Below are 17,631 nucleotides of genomic sequence, written 5' to 3' on the forward strand. Positions count from 1 at the left end.
CTCATAGATTAGAAGAATAACTCCTTAATCAATGCCGTTAAGAAAATATTTGCAAGTGCAATCGGCAATAATACTTTCCATCCAAACTCCATTAACTGGTCACCTCTTATACGCGGGAACGTAACGCGGAACCAAATTAATAGAAAGACTACACTGCTAAATTTCAAAGCAAACCATACGGCACCTGGGATAAATCCAAGAAACATGACTGGATTCCATCCGCCTAAAAAGAGCACTGTAATTAACGATGCCATCCCGAAGAAATATACGTACTCTGAAAGCATGAAAAACGCCCAGCGAAAACCTGAGTATTCCGTATGATATCCAGAAACAAGTTCTGACTCCGCTTCCGGCAAATCGAATGGCGTCCTATTTAACTCTGCAACTGCTGCGATTAAGAAAACGACGAATCCAATTGGCTGTACGAAAATGTACCAGACCTTCTCCTGCGCCGCTACAATCTCATTTAAATTCAGACTACCAGCTAGCAAAACGATGCCAATTACACTCATTACGAGCGGAATCTCATAAGAAATCATTTGCGCCGCCGCACGCATCCCTCCTAAAAGGGAATATTTATTATTCGATGCCCATCCCCCAGTTACAACACCTATCGTCGTAATACCGGAAACAGCAATATAATAAAGTAGCCCGACTCCAATATCTGCAAATTGAAATTTATCAGTGAACGGGATAACTGCAAGCACCATAAATGCTGGTGCAAATGCAATGACAGGCGCTAATATAAACAGCGGTTTATCTGCTGCTTTCGGAATACTATCTTCTTTCAATAATAGTTTTAAAACATCAGCTACCGTTTGCAGTAAACCGAATCGGCCTCCAACCTGGTTTGGTCCAATCCGCCCTTGCATAAACCCCATCACTTTCCGTTCTGCCAAGATTCCATATGTAACGAAGCCAAGGACTGCAAATAGTAGAAGCACCGCTAATCCGAAAAAAATGAAGAAATTCGTCCAGCTTGAAGGTGATTGTAAGAGCGCCTCAATCATTAGCCATCAACCTCCCCAAGTACAATATCAACTCCACCTAAAATCGTAATTAAATTAGCGATGTTTTCACCTTTCAATAACTTCGGTAAAATTTGCAAGTTATAAAAAGATGGCCTACGAAACTTCAAACGGTACGGCTCTTTCTTTCCGTCACTTGCGATATAACAACCAATCTCTCCGCGCGGCGATTCGATACGTACAAATGCTTCTCCCTTAGGTGCCTTAATAATTTTCGGTACTTTTGCCAGCACAGCTCCATCTTTCGGGAACTGCTGAACCGCTTGCTCAACAATCTTTAAAGACTCCTCGATTTCTTGCATTCGGCAAACGTAGCGATCCCAAGCATCTCCCACGCTTCCAACAGGAATATCAAAATCAAAACGATCATAAATCGAATACGGCTCATCTTTGCGAAGATCCCAGTTTACTCCAGTGCACCGCAAATTTGCTCCGCTTAAAGAATACGAGATTGCTTCTTCCGCGCTATATATACCAACGCCTTTCACACGATTTAAGAAAATCTCATTACCGCTAACAAGATCATGATAACCTGCTAATTGCTCCCTCATATACGGAACAAACTCTTCCACCTTTTCAATCCAACCATCTGGCGCATCCCACTTCACACCACCAACTCTCATATAGTTAAAAGTAAGCCGTGCCCCGCATAATTCATTTAATAAATTTATAATCATCTCTCGTTCACGAAACGCGTACAAAAACGGGCTGACCGCTCCTATATCAAGAAGATTCGTCCCCCACCAAACGAGATGACTCGCAATTCTTCCTAACTCCATCGCAAGTACTCGCAAGTATTCGGCACGCTCCGGAATTTCAAGCCCCATCATCGTCTCCACAGCATGGCAAATGACGTAATTATTCGTCATGGCTGATAAATAGTCCATTCGATCTGTATAAGGGATAATTTGCGTATACTGTAAGCTCTCAGCGATCTTTTCGGTCCCGCGATGCAAATATCCAATAACAGGTGTAGCTTCTTTAATAATTTCCCCGTCAATCTTAATTACGAGCCTGAACACACCATGTGTACTCGGATGCTGAGGTCCTACATTCAAAAGCATCTCTTCCGTGCGGATCATAGCTACACCTCCACATCATACGGTTCATAGTCTTTTCTAAGCGGATATCCTACCCAATCATCTGGCATTAAAATACGCGTTAAATTCGGATGCCCTTTAAATACAATGCCGAGCAAATCGTATGCTTCTCGCTCCGGCCAGTCAGCTCCTTTCCAAAGCGCTGTCACAGATTCGACTTGCGGCGCTTCCCGGTCTAGCTTTACCTTCACCGCTACCGATTGTTTCTTGCCATATGAAAACAAATGAACATACACTTCCATATGTGTCACAAAATCCGTCGCATGTAGCTCTGACATATAATCAAAAGCAAGTCCCTCATGGAATCGCAGTGACTCCATCACTTCATAATACTTTTCGGGATCCACCACAAGAGTTGGCACATCCTTTGACAGTTTATTAATGTAGGAATCTACTAATGCACCCTCTCCTAACTTCTCCCTAATAGCCTCAACATACTGATTTAAATACGGCTGATTTACGGACGGTTCTTCCTGCTTCGGCTCATCCTCTTTCTTACCTTCAGCTCCCTTTGTCTTCGCTCTTGCAGCCGCTGCTGCTTTCGCTTTTGCCGCTGCAATTGCCTTTGCCTTTTCATCTCCCGAATCCCCATCACCTTGCGAGGCTTTCTGCTTCGCCAATGCTGCCGCTTTTGCCTTTGCAGTTGCTGCTGCCTTCGCTTTCGCTTTTTCTTCTTCCGTTACTTCTTCTGTCCCTTCTCTTTTCTGCTTCGCTAATGCCGCCGCTTTTGCTTTTGCGGCGGCTGCTGCCTTCGCCTTCGCTTTCGCTTTTTCTTCTTCCGTTACTTCTTCGGTTCCTTCTCTTTTCTGTTTCGCTAACGCCGCCGCTTTTGCTTTTGCGGCGGCTGCTGCCTTCGCCTTCGCTTTCGCTTTTTCTTCTTCCATTACTTCTTCGGTTCCTTCTCTTTTCTGCTTCGCTAACGCTGCCGCTTTTGCCTTTGCAGCTGCTGCTGCCTTCGCCTTCGCTTTCGCTTTTTCTTCTTCCGTTACTTCTTCTGTCCCTTCTCTTTTCTGTTTTGCTAATGCTGCCGCTTTTGCTTTTGCGGCGGCTGCTGCACGTCGTTTTGCTTCTTCTATAGTAATATCATCATTTTTTGGTAGCGCTTTCTCTTTTTCTTGATCTTCCTCCTCAAGTTCACTTATTTCCGCCTCGTGTTTCGCTACAAGGCGTTTTCTCGCTTCTTCTTTCGCACGCCTAGCTGCTTCTTTTTTCAGATCCTCTAAATCTTTATTTGGATTACTCATTTATTCGTCACCTGCTTTCCGGTCTTTGCCTCGTAACGAATTTTCTCTTTTAATTTATTAATTCCATAGATTAAAGCAGCTGGATTTGGGGGACAACCAGGAATATACACATCAACTGGTACGATTTGGTCTACACCTTTCACAACAGCATATGAATTTACATACGGACCACCTGCTGTCGCACAAGATCCCATCGCAATAACCCATTTCGGTTCGGGCATTTGATCATATAAACGCCGAACAATAGGAGCCATCTTCTTCGTTACTGTTCCCGATACAATCATGACGTCCGATTGCCTTGGTGAAGTTCGAAAAAATGACCCAAATCGATCTAAATCGTAATGTGATGAGCCTACCCCCATCATTTCAATTGCACAGCATGCCAGTCCGAATGTCATCGGCCATAAAGAGTTGCTCCTCGCCCATCCTTTCAACTGTTCCAATGTAGAAAAAAAGATATTTCGTTCTAATTCTGCTCGCTCATTTGGATGTAATTCCTCAAAATTTATAACCATTGTAACACCTTCTTTTTCCAAGCATACGCTAATCCAACTAGCAACATTACAACAAAGATGAGCATTTCAATTAATGCAAATAAACCTAGCTTGTCATACGCAACAGCCCAAGGATATAAAAATAAAGTTTCTACATCAAAGATCACAAACAATAAAGCGAAAATATAATAACGAGCATGAAACCGAATATTTGCATCATGAAAAGGCTCAATTCCACTCTCATACGTCGTCGCCTTTGCTGCACTTGGTTTATTTGGGCGCAGCATCCTTCCTAATGTAAGAGCCACTACCGGCAGCAATATACCTAATAGCAAGAAAATCAAAACGATCATATAACTATTTTCATATACACTTGCCATTGTGAAACCCTCCCCCCTAAATTAAGAACAAGTTCACATAGTAAACAATATGTCCTAGTTGCAGCAATTATTATTTTTAAATTTTTCTAAAAAATGCAACTATTCTAATCATTATAGCAAACTTCAAATTCCTATGTCGATATGTTGGGAGACAGAAACAAGAATTATTAAAATCTATCTTTACAACTTGCTATAATTGTGCAAAATAAATATAAAACTTATATATGCTTTTCAAGAAACCGTAGGTGATATAAATGAAAAAACAAACACATGTAAGTATTCTTATAAGCATTGTATTGCTGTCTATAACGCTTCACTATGTAGCAATGCCTTTTGTATATGAATACTCATTTCCTTTTCAGCTATTAATCGGAACGAGCACCCTATTAATTGATATTATCGCTTGTAGTTATATACTTTATTTTTCAAACATGAAAGAAGGGCTATCTCGTTTATTTTGGATCATATTATCTGTTGGAGCTCTCTCTTATTTTATCGGTGATATAGTCGTTGCCTATCAGCGTTTAATTGTAAAGGACTTCTATACGTTCGTTGATCCATCTGACTTTTTTTACTTACTTTTTTTAGTTAGCTTTACGTTTGCCTTTCTATACGAAATCATTTATAACCGAGATTTATTAGAAAAACTTTTTATGCTATGTGATATTTGTATTATCGTTACAGCCCAATTTACTTTAAGTTACTACTTACTTATTGAACGAACTATTCATATCTTTACAACATCCTATATCGACATATTTGTTCAACTTACCTATCCAATGGCTGATTTACTCTTTCTCTTAATAGGAATCAACCTTTTATTCAAACCACTATCCTTATTACCTAAAAAGGTCGGTGCACTTCTTGGCAGTGCTTTAATTTTATATGCTACTACAGATGCGATTTATGCTTATATAAAATACTTCATACCAGAGTATTCTATGTTTACAGTTACGCCTTTCTATCAAGTAACCTTAGTACTAGTAGCAATCGCCTGTATTCTCCATACAAAAAAGCCTGAAAAACAAGAACAAGTACTACTAACACCAAAAATTGGCGAATCAATCCGATTATCATTACCGTATATTTCTGTATTAATGCTTATTGTTTTTATATTAGTTGAATACGTTTTTGCGCCTATTATAGTAATCGGACTTATAATAACTTTTTCTTTCGTTCTCATACGTCATAGTTTAGTTCGAAAACAAAATAAAATATTATTGATCGCTCAAATGCAATTCAACTCAGAACTCGAGAAACAAATTAAACTACGTACAGAAGATTTAGTAGAACAGAAAAATGAACTCTATCATAATCAACAAATGTTTAAATCTTTATACGAGCATCATCCAGATCCAATTTTCACATTAGATTTGTACGGTAATTTTCTCAAAGTAAATAACGCTGGTACTACTTTACTCGGTTATCAAACGAATGAATTATTAAACCAGCCTTACTATTCACTCATATACGAAGAAGATTTAGAAGAAATGATTAACGCCTTTCATCGCGTGAAAAAGGGATATTCGATTTCTTTAGAAATACGGGCTTACCATAAAAACAGAGATATTTACTACTTGCACGTTACCGCCGTACCGATCTTTTTAAAGGAGAAAATTTCTGGGGTTTATTTAATGATTAAAGATATTACGGAAAGCAAACAACAACAAGAACAAATCAACTTCCTAGCATACCATGATACTTTAACAGAGCTTGCAAATCGTCGTGCATTTCATCAACATTTAGAACAGGCAATTGCGCGAGCAAAAATATCGAAAAAGCCTTTTGCTGTTATGTTTCTCGACCTAGACCGTTTTAAAGTTATTAATGATACCCTCGGTCATCGAGTAGGAGACTTATTGCTCATCGCAGTAGCAAAAAGGCTCGAAAGAATAGCAACATCAAATATGAAACTCGCGCGGCTAGCTGGGGATGAGTTCACAATCCTTATCGAGAATTACAAAAAAAAGCCAGATGTCCAAAAAATAGCTGATAGGATTGTAGCGGCCATGAATGAGCCATTTGAAATCGAAAATCAACATTTACAAATCTCACCGAGCATCGGAATTGCAATATATCCTGAAGCAGGTGAAGATGCGCTATCCATTTTGCAGCATGCTGATATGGCCATGTACGAAGCAAAGAATAAAGGAAAAAACGGTAGCTCTCTTTACACGAAAGAACTATATAAAAAAATGGAACGAAAAGCTCGAATTGAAAAAGATTTGCCAATCGCTTTAGTAAACAAAGAATTTTATCTCGTTTATCAACCACAAATTGATACGACAACAAATAAAATTATCGGTGCTGAAGCTTTAATACGATGGAAACACCCGCTATTAGGTGACATTTCACCATGTGAGTTTATTCCAATTGTAGAAGAGACGCCACAAGTAGTCCCACTTGGACATTGGGTATTACAAGAAGCTTGTCTTCAATTAAAAATATGGCATACCTTTGGCTACCAAAATTTAAAAATAAGTGTTAATTTATCCGCAAAAGAATTCCGGCAAGATCAATTAATCGAAAACATTTCACAAATATTAAACGACGTGCAAGTCGACCCAAAATATGTAACCCTTGAGTTAACAGAAAGAATTGCAATGATTGACGAGAAAGAAACGTTATTGAGACTGAAGCAATTAAAAGAGTACGGTATCCAAACTTCCATTGATGACTTCGGTACTGGGTATTCTTCTCTTGCTTATTTATCAATTTTTCCAATCGACACATTAAAAGTACCGAGAGAATTTACACAATTAGCTGATCATCGTCCTGAAGAACGAGCCATCGTTTCTACAATACTTTCCCTCGCAAATACTTTAAATCTTTCAGTCGTTGCCGAAGGAATTGAAACCGAAAAACAGCTTAAGTTTCTGCAAAAACATAACTGTAAATATATGCAAGGTTACTATTTCAGTAAACCACTTACTAGTAATCAATTTATAAAATTTCTACAAAAAACCCCCAGTATGAACAAATAATTCATACTGGGGGTTTTATAGTGCTAAATTTTTTTCTCATAATATTCTTCTGCAATCTCTTCGTAAAAAGCTGCAGATGTCGTATAGAAATATGGAATTAACCATAAGAATCCAATCCCTAACGTAATACAACTTAATATAAACCAGCCAATAAAACTTAAACATAAAATGAAATACTCCATCTTATGTCCATCCATCATACGACGACTTTCTGTAATAGCTTGGTTCAGTGAATACTCAGGATGATCGTTTATAATAAAGTATGTCATCGCATAAGAAAATGATTTAATAATACCTGGAATAATGAACAATAACGTCCATAAGAAAAGATAAAGATTTACTAATAAATATAATAAAAATGATTTTAGAAATCTCTTTCCCTCTGAAAACCAAATGAATACATTACCAATACTAGCTTGCTTTTCACGAAGGATATTTAAACCAAGGTAATATCCACCTAAAGTTAACGGTCCAGTTACAAAAAATGAAAGAATATTCGTTGAAAGTGAACCATTTGTTTTTTGCCAACCGAAAATTAAAGAAAATCCCCAATCAACACTAAAACTAAAAGCCGTGATAAGAATTGAAATGAGTAGTGTAGCTCCAACAGCTAATCCCCATTTCCCTTCTAATGAATCTAGTGCTTCTCCTTTTAAATCACTAATCATGCGTAGCCTCGCCTCCTATACACAATAATTCTATTAGTATAGCATGTTCCTATTGAAATTCACCTTTTGAAATGTAGCGATAAAAGTGTGCTGTCGTCGTACTCATATACGGACTAAGCCAAAGAAATCCTATTCCAAAAGTAAGCAGCGCTAAAATAGCCCATCCTATGAAGCTCAGCCATAAAAGAAACAAATCTAACTTATGACCCTTCATAAGATTCTTACTTTCCTTCATCGCCTGCGAAACACTATATTCTGGATTTTCAATCATCACATAGTACGTCAGTGCATAAGAAAAATACATCACAATCATACCAACAATTGAAATTGCTAATAGTACGAAGAAAGCTATTGCAAATGACGTATTCCCTTCTTCACCTAACAATGCAAATAAGCCTATTAACAGCATCGGAATCCATGTACCTGTATATAACAAAATCGCAAGCATTGCCCACATTGTTTTCATCATTCTTTTAAAGCCACGAAATCCTTCGAATAAGTAATCTACTTTAGCATCTTCTCGTTTACTAATCTGTAAAAATACATTTGTATAACCATATGACGTAATCCCATACGATGCGTTACTCAAAATTATCATAATGCAATAAAAAATTCCAAAGGTAATACCTGCTCCAATTGACATCGTTTCCTCTTCAAATGATCCAGTTAAGCTTACAACTGAGAGAAATATAATAATTCCTGGAATTAATAGTATAAGCATTGCAGCCAGCGAAACAACATAACTTAAAATAAAATATAAAATTGTTGATCCAACACCTAGTCCCCATTTTCCCTTTAAAGAGTACAATGCTTCTCGCTTCATTTCACCAATCATTGATCCATCCCCTTTATGAAATATAAATTGTTGTACACTTCTACTTATACAAGCATCGATATAATTATACCAGTTTTGTAAAATTATCCATAAAATACACAAAAAAAAAATCCGTAAAGGCAAAGCCCTTACGGATTTTTTTACTTCATATCGGAAACGTTCAAACGGTTCACGGCACGTTGTAATGCCATTTCTGCACGTTTAAAGTCAACATGTGCTTGTTTATCTTGCAGACGTTGCTCAGCGCGACGCTTCGCTTCATTTGCGCGATGGATATCGATATGGTTTGCTTCTTCAGCAGATGATGATAATACAGTCACTTTATCTGGACGAACTTCGATAAAGCCACCACTTACTGCTACATAATCAGTGTGTCCACCATTTTTCAGACGAACTGCACTAATTTTTAATGGTGCAACAGTTGGAATGTGACCTGGTAAGATCCCCATTTCCCCACTCTCTGCTTTTACACTTACCATTTCTACTTCTTTTTCGTAAACCGGTCCATCAGGAGTTACAATACTGACTGGAAATGTCTTCATACTTCGTCCCTCCTAAGGCCTTACGCCATCATTTTCTTCGCGTTTTCAATAACTTCTTCAATGCCACCTACTAAGCGGAATGCATCTTCTGGAAGGTCATCATATTTTCCTTCTAGAATTTCTTTGAAACCACTAACTGTATTCTTTACAGGTACGTAAGAACCTTTTTGACCTGTAAACTGCTCAGCTACGTGGAAGTTTTGAGATAAGAAGAATTGAATACGACGAGCACGATGTACAACTAACTTATCTTCTTCAGATAACTCATCCATACCTAAGATAGCGATGATATCTTGAAGCTCTTTATAACGTTGTAAAGTTTGCTGTACTTGACGAGCTACTTCATAATGCTCTTCTCCTACGATTTCTGGAGAAAGTGCACGAGATGTAGATGCTAATGGATCTACGGCTGGGTAAATACCCATTTGCGTTAAACGACGCTCTAAGTTTGTTGTTGCATCTAAGTGAGCGAACGTTGTAGCTGGTGCTGGGTCAGTATAGTCATCGGCTGGTACATATACCGCTTGGATAGACGTGATAGACCCTTTATTTGTAGATGTAATACGCTCTTGTAATTGACCCATTTCTGTTGCAAGTGTTGGTTGGTAACCTACCGCAGATGGCATACGACCAAGAAGGGCAGATACTTCAGAACCCGCTTGCGTGAAACGGAAGATGTTATCGATGAACAGAAGTACGTCTTGTCCTTGCTCATCACGGAAATGCTCAGCCATTGTTAAACCTGTTAATGCAACACGTTGACGTGCTCCAGGTGGCTCGTTCATTTGTCCGAATACCATCGCAGTTTTCTTGATTACGCCAGAATCGCTCATTTCGTGGTATAAGTCATTACCCTCACGAGTACGCTCACCTACACCAGCGAATACAGAGATACCACCGTGCTCTTGTGCGATGTTATTGATTAATTCCTGAATTAATACTGTTTTACCTACGCCGGCACCACCGAATAGGCCGATCTTACCACCCTTAATGTAAGGAGCAAGTAAGTCTACTACTTTAATACCAGTTTCAAGAATTTCTACTTTAGTAGATAATTCTTCGAATGCAGGTGCTTGACGGTGAATTGGATCACGGTGTACATCCGCAGGAAGTTCACCATCTAAGTCAATTGCATCACCTAATACGTTGAATACACGTCCAAGTGTTGCATCACCAACTGGTACAGAGATTGCTTTACCAGTATCTTCTACTTCTGTGCCACGAACAAGTCCATCTGTGGAAGACATCGCAACTGTACGAACTGTATCATCACCTAAATGAAGTGCAACTTCAAATGTTAAGTTCATGCTTCCGTTTTCGTTGCTTTGTTTTACCGTAAGGGCATTGTAGATTTCTGGTAGCTTTCCGCCATCAAACTTAACGTCTACAACCGGACCCATGATTTGCGTAACGCGCCCTTTATTCATCGGGTTCCCTCCTAGCTTTCTTTTAATTAGCTACCTCTATCAGAGAAGTTAGCTTTTAATTTTTTATTAGTTTAGCTTACGCGACTCTCCTGAAAGAGCCGCTTCCGCTTTTTATTGAATCCAGCTCCAGCGGTTAGAATGTTCGGTGGCTTCGCTTTTTCCTACGAGGCACAAATCGCCTCTACGTCAAAAGGCTCCATCCCCCTCTCATTCTGAACGAACCGCTTCCGCTTTTTAATACTATTCTAACGCTGCTGCTCCACCAACGATTTCCGTAATTTCTTGCGTAATCGCTGCCTGACGCGCACGGTTGAATGAAAGTGTAAGTGAATCGATAACTTCCATTGCGTTGTCTGTAGCACTCTTCATTGCTGTCATACGCGCTGCGTGCTCACTTGCTTTACCGTCTAGTAATGCACCGTACACTAAGCTTTCTGCGTATTGTGGCAATAGTACTTTTAAAATTTCTTCTTCAGAAGGTTCGAATTCATAAGCTGTCGTCGGTTTGTCAGACGCCACATCAGTAAGCGGTAAAATTTTATTTTCCGTTACCTCTTGTGAAATTTTACTTACGTAATGGTTGTAGTAAATGTACAGCTCATCATAAGCACCATCTGCGAACATCGCAATTGCTCGAGAAGCAAGGTCTTTAATATCAGTAAATGATGGGTGGTCAGATAATCCAACTACTTCATCAATAATGTTAAAGCTGCGACGTTTTAAATAATCACGTCCTAGTCGTCCAAGCACAATAATAGAATATTGGTTTGAATCCATATTATGACGTTCACGAATTACGTTACTTACTGTACGTAATACGTTACTGTTATAACCACCTGCTAGTCCGCGATCAGACGTAATAACGATGTATCCTGTACGCTTTACAGGACGCGCATTTAGCATTGGATGATTAATCCCTTTGCTTCCTTGCGCAATGCTCGCTACTACTTCTTGAATCTTTTCCATATACGGAACGAAAGATTTAGCATTTTGCTCTGCACGGTTTAACTTAGATGCAGATACCATCTCCATCGCTTTCGTAATTTGACTCGTTTTCTTTGTCGAGTTAATCTTCGCTTTTATATCGCGTAAAGATGCCACAGGTTTTCACCACCTTTTTTCCGGAAGTTGGCACGATTAGTAAGAATCCTCTTCCTAATCTACGTTGCAAGATATTCTTGCTCATGATTGAAGGAAAAGAATAGGTGCACCTACTCTTTTCCTTTACATGACCTTTAGCAATCTCAGAGCCCGAGATGCCTTTTATATATACTATCTAGCTCCAGCGGTTTGAATGAGCCGCTTCCGCTTTTATTATTCAGAAGCTACGAATACTTTTTTAAATCCATTGATTGCTGCTGCAAATTTGTCGTCATCCGCAAGTTTCTTAGTTGTGCGGATTTCTTCTAATAAGTCAGTCGCATTAGAATCTAACCAAGCATGGAATTCTTCTTCAAAACGAGTGATATCTACTACTGGGATATCATCTAGGAATCCACGTGTTAAAGCGTAAAGAATGATAACTTGTTTCTCTACACGTAACGGTTTGTGTAATCCTTGTTTTAATACCTCAACAGTACGAGCACCACGGTTTAATTTCGCTTGAGTTGCTTTATCAAGGTCAGAACCGAACTGAGCGAACGCTTCTAACTCACGGTAAGATGCAAGGTCAAGACGAAGTGTACCTGATACTTTACTCATTGCTTTAATCTGAGCAGATCCACCTACACGAGATACAGAAGTACCCGCATCGATCGCTGGACGTACGCCAGAGAAGAATAGGTCAGATTGTAAGAAGATTTGTCCATCCGTAATAGAAATTACGTTTGTTGGGATGTATGCTGATACGTCCCCTGCTTGTGTTTCGATGAAAGGTAGTGCAGTTAAAGAACCGCCGCCTTTTGCATCACTTAATTTTGCTGCACGCTCTAATAAGCGAGAGTGTAAGTAGAATACATCCCCTGGGTAAGCTTCACGACCTGGAGGACGACGTAATAGTAATGACAGCTCACGGTAAGCCGCTGCTTGTTTTGATAAGTCATCATATACTACTAATACGTGTTTACCATTGTACATGAACTCTTCACCCATTGTTACACCAGCGTAAGGAGCTAGGTATAATAATGGAGCTGGTTGAGAAGCAGATGCAGTTACAACGATTGTGTAATCTAATGCACCGTGCTTACGTAGTGTTTCTACTACGTTACGTACAGTTGATTCTTTTTGTCCAATTGCTACGTAGATACAAATCATATCTTCATCTTTTTGGTTAATGATTGTATCAAGTGCAACTGCTGTTTTACCAGTTTGACGGTCACCAATGATTAACTCACGTTGACCACGGCCAATTGGTACAAGAGCATCGATCGCTTTAATACCTGTTTGAAGTGGCTCATGAACAGATTTACGATCCATTACACCTGGTGCTGGACTTTCGATTGGACGAGTGTTTGTTGTATTGATTGGGCCTAAACCATCAACTGGTTGACCTAATGGGTTTACAACACGACCAATTAGTTCTTTTCCTACTGGTACTTGCATGATGCGACCAGTACGACGAACTTCGTCACCTTCACGGATTTCTGTGTAAGGTCCTAAAATGATAATACCTACGTTGTTTTCCTCTAAGTTTTGTGCTAGTCCCATAACGCCGTTAGAGAACTCTACAAGTTCACCAGCCATAACGTTATCAAGACCATGAGCACGCGCGATACCGTCACCAACTTGGATAACTGTACCAACATCACTAACTTCGATTTCAGACTGATAGTTCTCGATTTGTTGCTTTATCAGTGCGCTAATTTCTTCAGCTCTGATGCTCATGTGCTTCACCCCTATCTATTCTTCATTAATTCACGCTGAATACGTGCTAATTTTCCTTGTAAACTTCCGTCATAAATGCGATTTCCAATACGTACTTTAATTCCGCCTAGTAAATCTTCATCTACAACATTTTTCACGCGAATTGCATCTTTTCCCGTTCTCTTTGCAAATGCTTCAGCAATGTTAAGCTTCTCTTCTTCTGATAGAAGACGAGTAGAATATACAGTTGCATCCGCTACGTTACGTTCTTCATTAGCAAGAACAACATATTCATCTGCAATTTCAGGTAAGATATCAATGCGTTTGTTATCAATTAAAATATATAACGTATTTAAAATAGATTCAGAAACAGATCCGAATACGTTTGCAAGAAACGTTTTCTTTTGTTCCTTTGAAATGTTCGGTTGCGTTAAAAAGCTATGTAGTTCTCCGTTCTTTACATAAACGTTTTGTACAAGGCGTAATTCCTCTTCAAACATTTCTAATACGTGTTTTTCTTTTGCAATTTTAAAAAGAGCGACAGCATAACGTTTTGCTACAATCCCATTGCTCATCGCGCTTCTCCTACTTCTTTAATATAATCGCGAATTAACTTCACTTGATCTTCTTCTTTTAATTCTTTTTCAATTACTTTAGAAGCAATTTGAACAGATAAAGAAGCGACTTGTTCTTGTAAAGCAGCAATTGCTTGCTCTTTTTCGCGTTGAATTTCTTGTACAGCAGATGCTTTAATTGATTCTGCTTCTTCTTTCGCAGCAGCAACAATAACATCCTTTTGATCTACAGCTTGCTTTTTCGCTCTTTCGATTAACTCTTGTGCTTCAACACGCGATTGTTTTAACATCTCACGTTGTTCTTCTACTAATTTCTTCGCTTCAGCATTATTTCTTTCTGCAGCGTCGATTTCATTAGCAACGTGCTCTTCACGTTCTTTCATAATTCCCATTAAAGGACCCCACGCAAATTTGCGTAGCATTACTAATAGAAGTAAGAAAATGAACAATGTATAAGCAATCGTTCCAAATGGAATGGAAGCTCCTAATAATAAAGTTGGCACAAGGATTCACTCCCTTCAAAATATCTAAATTGATCATATGAAAAAAAAAGACATACGTTTCGTTCATAAAGCAATGGCGAAGAAAGTTCGGAAAAACACTCTTCGCCATCTATGTAAGGGGAGTCTCCCTTATTTGTTCATTACGATGAATGCAATAACTACACCGATGATTGGAAGTGCCTCAACTAAAGCAACCCCGATGAACATAATTGTTTGAAGTGCGCCTTTTAATTCTGGTTGACGAGCAACACCTTCGATTGTACGTGATACGATAAGACCGTTACCAATACCTGCACCTAATGCTGATAAACCAATTGCAATTGCAGCTGCGATTACACCTAAACTCATTTAATTTGTCCTCCTTTGTATTATAAAAAAATAAATTTTTTCTTACTTAAATTATATTAATGGTCATGGCTTACTTTATGAGCCATATAAACCATCGTTAACATAACGAAAATAAATGCTTGGATTGATCCAACGAATACACTGAATCCCATCCATGCTAACATTGGTACAAGCGCACCTAATGCCCCAAGGACTGATGCTCCGCCCAACTTAGCAAGTAATCCTAATAAGATCTCACCTGCATAAATGTTACCAAATAAACGAAGACCTAACGTTAATGTGTTAGCAAACTCCTCAATAACCTTTAATGGGAATAAGAATTTCATAGGTTGGAAATAACCTTTTACGTACTCTTTCGTACCCTTCATCTTAATTCCATAATAATGGGTGAGGGTAACTACCATCACGGCTAATGTTAATGTAACTGCTGGATCAGACGTTGGTGATCTCCACCATGCAATATGTTCGCCAGCTTCAGTTGCTGAATACATGAATGGTAAACCAAGGAAGTTCGATACGATGATAAACATGATAAGCGTAACGCCAAGCGTTAAGAAACGTCCACCTGTTTTCCAGTCCATCGTACTATTGATAATCCCTTTCACGAAGTCAAACACCCATTCCATGAAGTTTTGCATCCCGGTTGGGCGAAGAGCTAAGCTGCGAGTTCCGATAACAGCGATTAAGAAAACAATAACTGCTGCTACAGTAACCATCATAACTGATGACAAATCGAACGTTAAACCTAGAAATTCAACTAATTTACCGTGTTCCACTAGTAATTCACCTCTCTTCCCTGCTCTTATACTCTAAATAAAGAAAATCTATGATCATGACAAGGTATCCTGTCAGCAATCCTACACCTAGGCCCCACATCGCGATTAACTCTTGATATTTGGCTGCAAATAAAATTAATAACCCAATCGTGGCGAATCTTGAATATGTACTTACCGCTGTTGCCTTGAACTTCACGTTTTCTCCATTTGTTACGCGATCTAGCAGCTTGTCTGTTCTACGTGCAATGATGCGCAAACTAAGAAAACTGAAAATCGTACCGATAATCAGTCCAAGAAATACATCCTTGTAAGAGGTAAATCCCCATCCTAGCACTAGAAGCGCAAGCAAGTAGTACATATATTTCTTTTGTCTTTGGACAAGTCCATGTACGTCTATCATCATTGCTCTCCCGAATAGTAATGTCGAATGAGTCGAATCATTGCGTATACCCCTGTTCCTAGTCCGAGTAATAACCCTATAATAAGAAACAACGGAAACGTTCCAACCTTATTATCAATCCACTGCCCACCAAAGATTCCAACAAGAATAGAACCGACTAACTGAGCGAGAATACCTGACATTAAAGCATAAGCTTTTATATGGCTGCGATCGTTTTTTTGCAAGGATTCATCCCTCCAATATGTAACCCTCATTCACGATGTGTTAATAATAACTCATTTTTTTGCATAAATCCTATACAAAACAAAAAGTTTACATTTTCGTCACGGAATAGATGTAATTTTGTCACTGAAAGCCCTACCATCTATCCCCGTTGTTAGCATACAATAGGGTATTAACAGTGTCAACGAGAAATCGTAAAAAATCTAAAAATTTGAGTATTAGGCATTTCCTCCCAAAAATGAAAACGTTCCCCTTCTAAATACTGGTTACATATATGCAATTTCTAACAGTTTTCTCTTTATAATAGAAGGAAATGTTCACAAGTTTGTCACTATTATATTTTCGAGATATAACGCTTTTCTTCCATAATATAGTGTTCCTCAGACGTAAGACTTCTATATTATATGTGAGGTGTATGCAACTTATGTTGTATATACGATGTATATTTATCCTCTCCCCCTCCCCTACTTGCTTACAACAAAAAAAGACGAGCTGGGGAATCTCCCTGCTCGTCAGTTGTCTTACTTCGTTCCGAATAAACGGTCACCAGCATCACCAAGACCTGGTACTACATATCCGTGGTCATTTAATTTCTCATCTAATGCTGCTACATAAATATCAACATCAGGATGTTCTTCTTGTACTACTTTTACCCCCTCTGGAGCTGCAACGATACACATTAATTTAATTTGTTTCGCACCGCGCTTTTTCAGAGAGTTAATTGCTTCAGCCGCAGAACCACCTGTTGCTAGCATCGGATCTAGTACGATAAAGTCACGCTCTTCTACATCCGTTGGAAGTTTCACATAGTATTCTACCGGTTGCAATGTTTTAGGGTCACGGTATAAACCAACGTGTCCTACTTTTGCTGCTGGAATTAATTTCAGAATTCCATCAACCATTCCTAAACCTGCACGTAAAATCGGAATTAAACCAAGTTTTTTACCAGCGATCACTTTTGTTGTCGCTTTGCTTACAGGTGTTTCAATTTCAATGTCCTTAAGTGGAAGGTCGCGAGTAATTTCGAAAGCCATTAAGCTTGCTACTTCGTCCACTAATTCACGAAAATCTTTCGTACCTGTATTCTTATCGCGAATATATGTAATCTTATGTTGAATTAACGGGTGATCAAATACATACAGTTTTCCCATGTGAATCTCTCCTTTAGATGATATTCATGCGTTTGCACGCTTTTTTACACTATTTACGATTGTAAAGAAAACGCTACTAATATTCAAGGGCAAATTTGGCAAAATCATGATTTTACAATGAATCTATCTAGTATCTTTACCAATTATGGGAG

General features: G+C 38.8%; 20 protein-coding genes. 1 reads left to right on the plus strand and 19 read right to left on the minus strand.

All coding sequences use genetic code 11. The features are described 5' to 3' along the window. Positions 1-8 precede the first annotated feature (8 nt). The 5 genes from nuoH to nuoA are packed head-to-tail and all read right to left on the minus strand — an operon-like array spanning position 9 to position 4,246. Complete coding sequence (gene nuoH, locus GD442_RS25850; protein WP_000568570.1) at positions 9-1,010, minus strand: NADH-quinone oxidoreductase subunit NuoH; 1,002 nt, start codon at positions 1,008-1,010, stop codon at positions 9-11. Beyond that, on the minus strand, positions 1,010-2,110 hold the full coding sequence (nuoD, locus tag GD442_RS25855; RefSeq protein WP_000621434.1) for an NADH-quinone oxidoreductase subunit NuoD: 1,101 nt from the start codon (positions 2,108-2,110) through the stop codon (positions 1,010-1,012). Before nuoD ends, nuoH begins: the two co-directional genes overlap by 1 nt. Positions 2,111-2,112: 2 nt before the next feature. After that, a complete protein-coding gene (locus tag GD442_RS25860) occupies positions 2,113-3,372 on the minus strand; it encodes an NADH-quinone oxidoreductase subunit C (RefSeq protein WP_086407856.1) in 1,260 nt (419 codons plus the stop codon). Next, positions 3,369-3,887: an NADH-quinone oxidoreductase subunit NuoB gene (nuoB, locus tag GD442_RS25865; protein WP_000236331.1), complete on the minus strand. Its 519-nt coding sequence runs from the start codon at positions 3,885-3,887 to the stop codon at positions 3,369-3,371. The genes GD442_RS25860 and nuoB overlap by 4 nt, the downstream gene beginning before the upstream one ends. Then, positions 3,878-4,246 (minus strand): NADH-quinone oxidoreductase subunit NuoA, encoded by a 369-nt coding sequence (nuoA, locus tag GD442_RS25870; protein ID WP_000179273.1) that lies wholly within the window; start codon positions 4,244-4,246, stop codon positions 3,878-3,880. Before nuoA ends, nuoB begins: the two co-directional genes overlap by 10 nt. Positions 4,247-4,500: 254 nt before the next feature. Between nuoA and GD442_RS25875 the strand changes: the two genes are divergently transcribed. Next, complete coding sequence (locus GD442_RS25875; protein WP_000745009.1) at positions 4,501-7,230, plus strand: EAL domain-containing protein; 2,730 nt, start codon at positions 4,501-4,503, stop codon at positions 7,228-7,230. 23 nt (positions 7,231-7,253) lie between these two features. Here GD442_RS25875 and GD442_RS25880 read toward each other — a convergent pair whose 3' ends face one another. The 14 genes from GD442_RS25880 to upp form a co-directional block, all read right to left on the minus strand. Continuing rightward, on the minus strand, positions 7,254-7,898 hold the full coding sequence (locus GD442_RS25880; RefSeq protein ID WP_000622462.1) for a DUF975 family protein: 645 nt from the start codon (positions 7,896-7,898) through the stop codon (positions 7,254-7,256). Between the two features lie 49 nt (positions 7,899-7,947). Continuing rightward, a complete protein-coding gene (locus GD442_RS25885) occupies positions 7,948-8,733 on the minus strand; it encodes a DUF975 family protein (protein WP_000578820.1) in 786 nt (261 codons plus the stop codon). A gap of 140 nt (positions 8,734-8,873) precedes the next feature. Next, positions 8,874-9,275 (minus strand): F0F1 ATP synthase subunit epsilon, encoded by a 402-nt coding sequence (gene atpC, locus GD442_RS25890; RefSeq protein ID WP_000847211.1) that lies wholly within the window; start codon positions 9,273-9,275, stop codon positions 8,874-8,876. A 20-nt stretch (positions 9,276-9,295) separates the two neighbouring features. Beyond that, positions 9,296-10,702 (minus strand): F0F1 ATP synthase subunit beta, encoded by a 1,407-nt coding sequence (gene atpD / locus GD442_RS25895; RefSeq protein ID WP_001032595.1) that lies wholly within the window; start codon positions 10,700-10,702, stop codon positions 9,296-9,298. Between the two features lie 240 nt (positions 10,703-10,942). Then, a complete protein-coding gene (gene atpG, locus GD442_RS25900) occupies positions 10,943-11,803 on the minus strand; it encodes a F0F1 ATP synthase subunit gamma (RefSeq protein ID WP_000157698.1) in 861 nt (286 codons plus the stop codon). A 213-nt stretch (positions 11,804-12,016) separates the two neighbouring features. Next, a complete protein-coding gene (gene atpA, locus GD442_RS25905; protein WP_000027512.1) occupies positions 12,017-13,525 on the minus strand; it encodes a F0F1 ATP synthase subunit alpha in 1,509 nt (502 codons plus the stop codon). Positions 13,526-13,536: 11 nt separating this feature from the next. After that, complete coding sequence (gene atpH, locus GD442_RS25910; RefSeq protein ID WP_000064683.1) at positions 13,537-14,079, minus strand: F0F1 ATP synthase subunit delta; 543 nt, start codon at positions 14,077-14,079, stop codon at positions 13,537-13,539. Next, on the minus strand, positions 14,076-14,582 hold the full coding sequence (gene atpF / locus GD442_RS25915) for a F0F1 ATP synthase subunit B (protein WP_001142624.1): 507 nt from the start codon (positions 14,580-14,582) through the stop codon (positions 14,076-14,078). Before atpF ends, atpH begins: the two co-directional genes overlap by 4 nt. A gap of 129 nt (positions 14,583-14,711) precedes the next feature. After that, positions 14,712-14,930: a F0F1 ATP synthase subunit C gene (atpE, locus tag GD442_RS25920; protein WP_000052064.1), complete on the minus strand. Its 219-nt coding sequence runs from the start codon at positions 14,928-14,930 to the stop codon at positions 14,712-14,714. A gap of 56 nt (positions 14,931-14,986) precedes the next feature. Further along, positions 14,987-15,706, minus strand: a complete 720-nt coding sequence (gene atpB, locus GD442_RS25925) for a F0F1 ATP synthase subunit A (RefSeq protein WP_000399871.1) — start codon at positions 15,704-15,706, stop codon at positions 14,987-14,989. Positions 15,707-15,713: 7 nt separating this feature from the next. Then, on the minus strand, positions 15,714-16,106 hold the full coding sequence (locus tag GD442_RS25930) for an ATP synthase subunit I (RefSeq protein ID WP_000567600.1): 393 nt from the start codon (positions 16,104-16,106) through the stop codon (positions 15,714-15,716). Then, a complete protein-coding gene (locus GD442_RS25935) occupies positions 16,106-16,330 on the minus strand; it encodes an AtpZ/AtpI family protein (protein WP_001171223.1) in 225 nt (74 codons plus the stop codon). The genes GD442_RS25930 and GD442_RS25935 overlap by 1 nt, the downstream gene beginning before the upstream one ends. A 26-nt stretch (positions 16,331-16,356) precedes the next feature. Beyond that, a complete protein-coding gene (locus tag GD442_RS25940) occupies positions 16,357-16,470 on the minus strand; it encodes a DUF4024 domain-containing protein (RefSeq protein ID WP_000232962.1) in 114 nt (37 codons plus the stop codon). A 379-nt stretch (positions 16,471-16,849) separates the two neighbouring features. Continuing rightward, a complete protein-coding gene (gene upp, locus GD442_RS25945; protein ID WP_000517539.1) occupies positions 16,850-17,479 on the minus strand; it encodes a uracil phosphoribosyltransferase in 630 nt (209 codons plus the stop codon). Between the last annotated feature and the right edge of the window lie 152 nt (positions 17,480-17,631).

The sequence above is a fragment of the Bacillus sp. A260 genome (genome assembly GCF_009861435.1).
Classification (GTDB): Bacteria; Bacillota; Bacilli; order Bacillales; family Bacillaceae_G; genus Bacillus_A; species Bacillus_A cereus.

Coding starts and splice junctions, on each gene's coding strand:
- nuoH (WP_000568570.1), bottom strand. CDS start 1,010: ATGATTGAGGCGCTCTTACAATCACCTTCAAGCTGGACGAATTTCTTC.
- nuoD (WP_000621434.1), bottom strand. CDS start 2,110: ATGATCCGCACGGAAGAGATGCTTTTGAATGTAGGACCTCAGCATCCG.
- GD442_RS25860 (WP_086407856.1), bottom strand. CDS start 3,372: ATGAGTAATCCAAATAAAGATTTAGAGGATCTGAAAAAAGAAGCAGCT.
- nuoB (WP_000236331.1), bottom strand. CDS start 3,887: ATGGTTATAAATTTTGAGGAATTACATCCAAATGAGCGAGCAGAATTA.
- nuoA (WP_000179273.1), bottom strand. CDS start 4,246: ATGGCAAGTGTATATGAAAATAGTTATATGATCGTTTTGATTTTCTTG.
- GD442_RS25875 (WP_000745009.1), top strand. CDS start 4,501: ATGAAAAAACAAACACATGTAAGTATTCTTATAAGCATTGTATTGCTG.
- GD442_RS25880 (WP_000622462.1), bottom strand. CDS start 7,898: ATGATTAGTGATTTAAAAGGAGAAGCACTAGATTCATTAGAAGGGAAA.
- GD442_RS25885 (WP_000578820.1), bottom strand. CDS start 8,733: ATGATTGGTGAAATGAAGCGAGAAGCATTGTACTCTTTAAAGGGAAAA.
- atpC (WP_000847211.1), bottom strand. CDS start 9,275: ATGAAGACATTTCCAGTCAGTATTGTAACTCCTGATGGACCGGTTTAC.
- atpD (WP_001032595.1), bottom strand. CDS start 10,702: ATGAATAAAGGGCGCGTTACGCAAATCATGGGTCCGGTTGTAGACGTT.
- atpA (WP_000027512.1), bottom strand. CDS start 13,525: ATGAGCATCAGAGCTGAAGAAATTAGCGCACTGATAAAGCAACAAATC.
- atpH (WP_000064683.1), bottom strand. CDS start 14,079: ATGAGCAATGGGATTGTAGCAAAACGTTATGCTGTCGCTCTTTTTAAA.
- atpE (WP_000052064.1), bottom strand. CDS start 14,930: ATGAGTTTAGGTGTAATCGCAGCTGCAATTGCAATTGGTTTATCAGCA.
- GD442_RS25930 (WP_000567600.1), bottom strand. CDS start 16,106: ATGATAGACGTACATGGACTTGTCCAAAGACAAAAGAAATATATGTAC.
- GD442_RS25940 (WP_000232962.1), bottom strand. CDS start 16,470: ATGGTAGGGCTTTCAGTGACAAAATTACATCTATTCCGTGACGAAAAT.
- upp (WP_000517539.1), bottom strand. CDS start 17,479: ATGGGAAAACTGTATGTATTTGATCACCCGTTAATTCAACATAAGATT.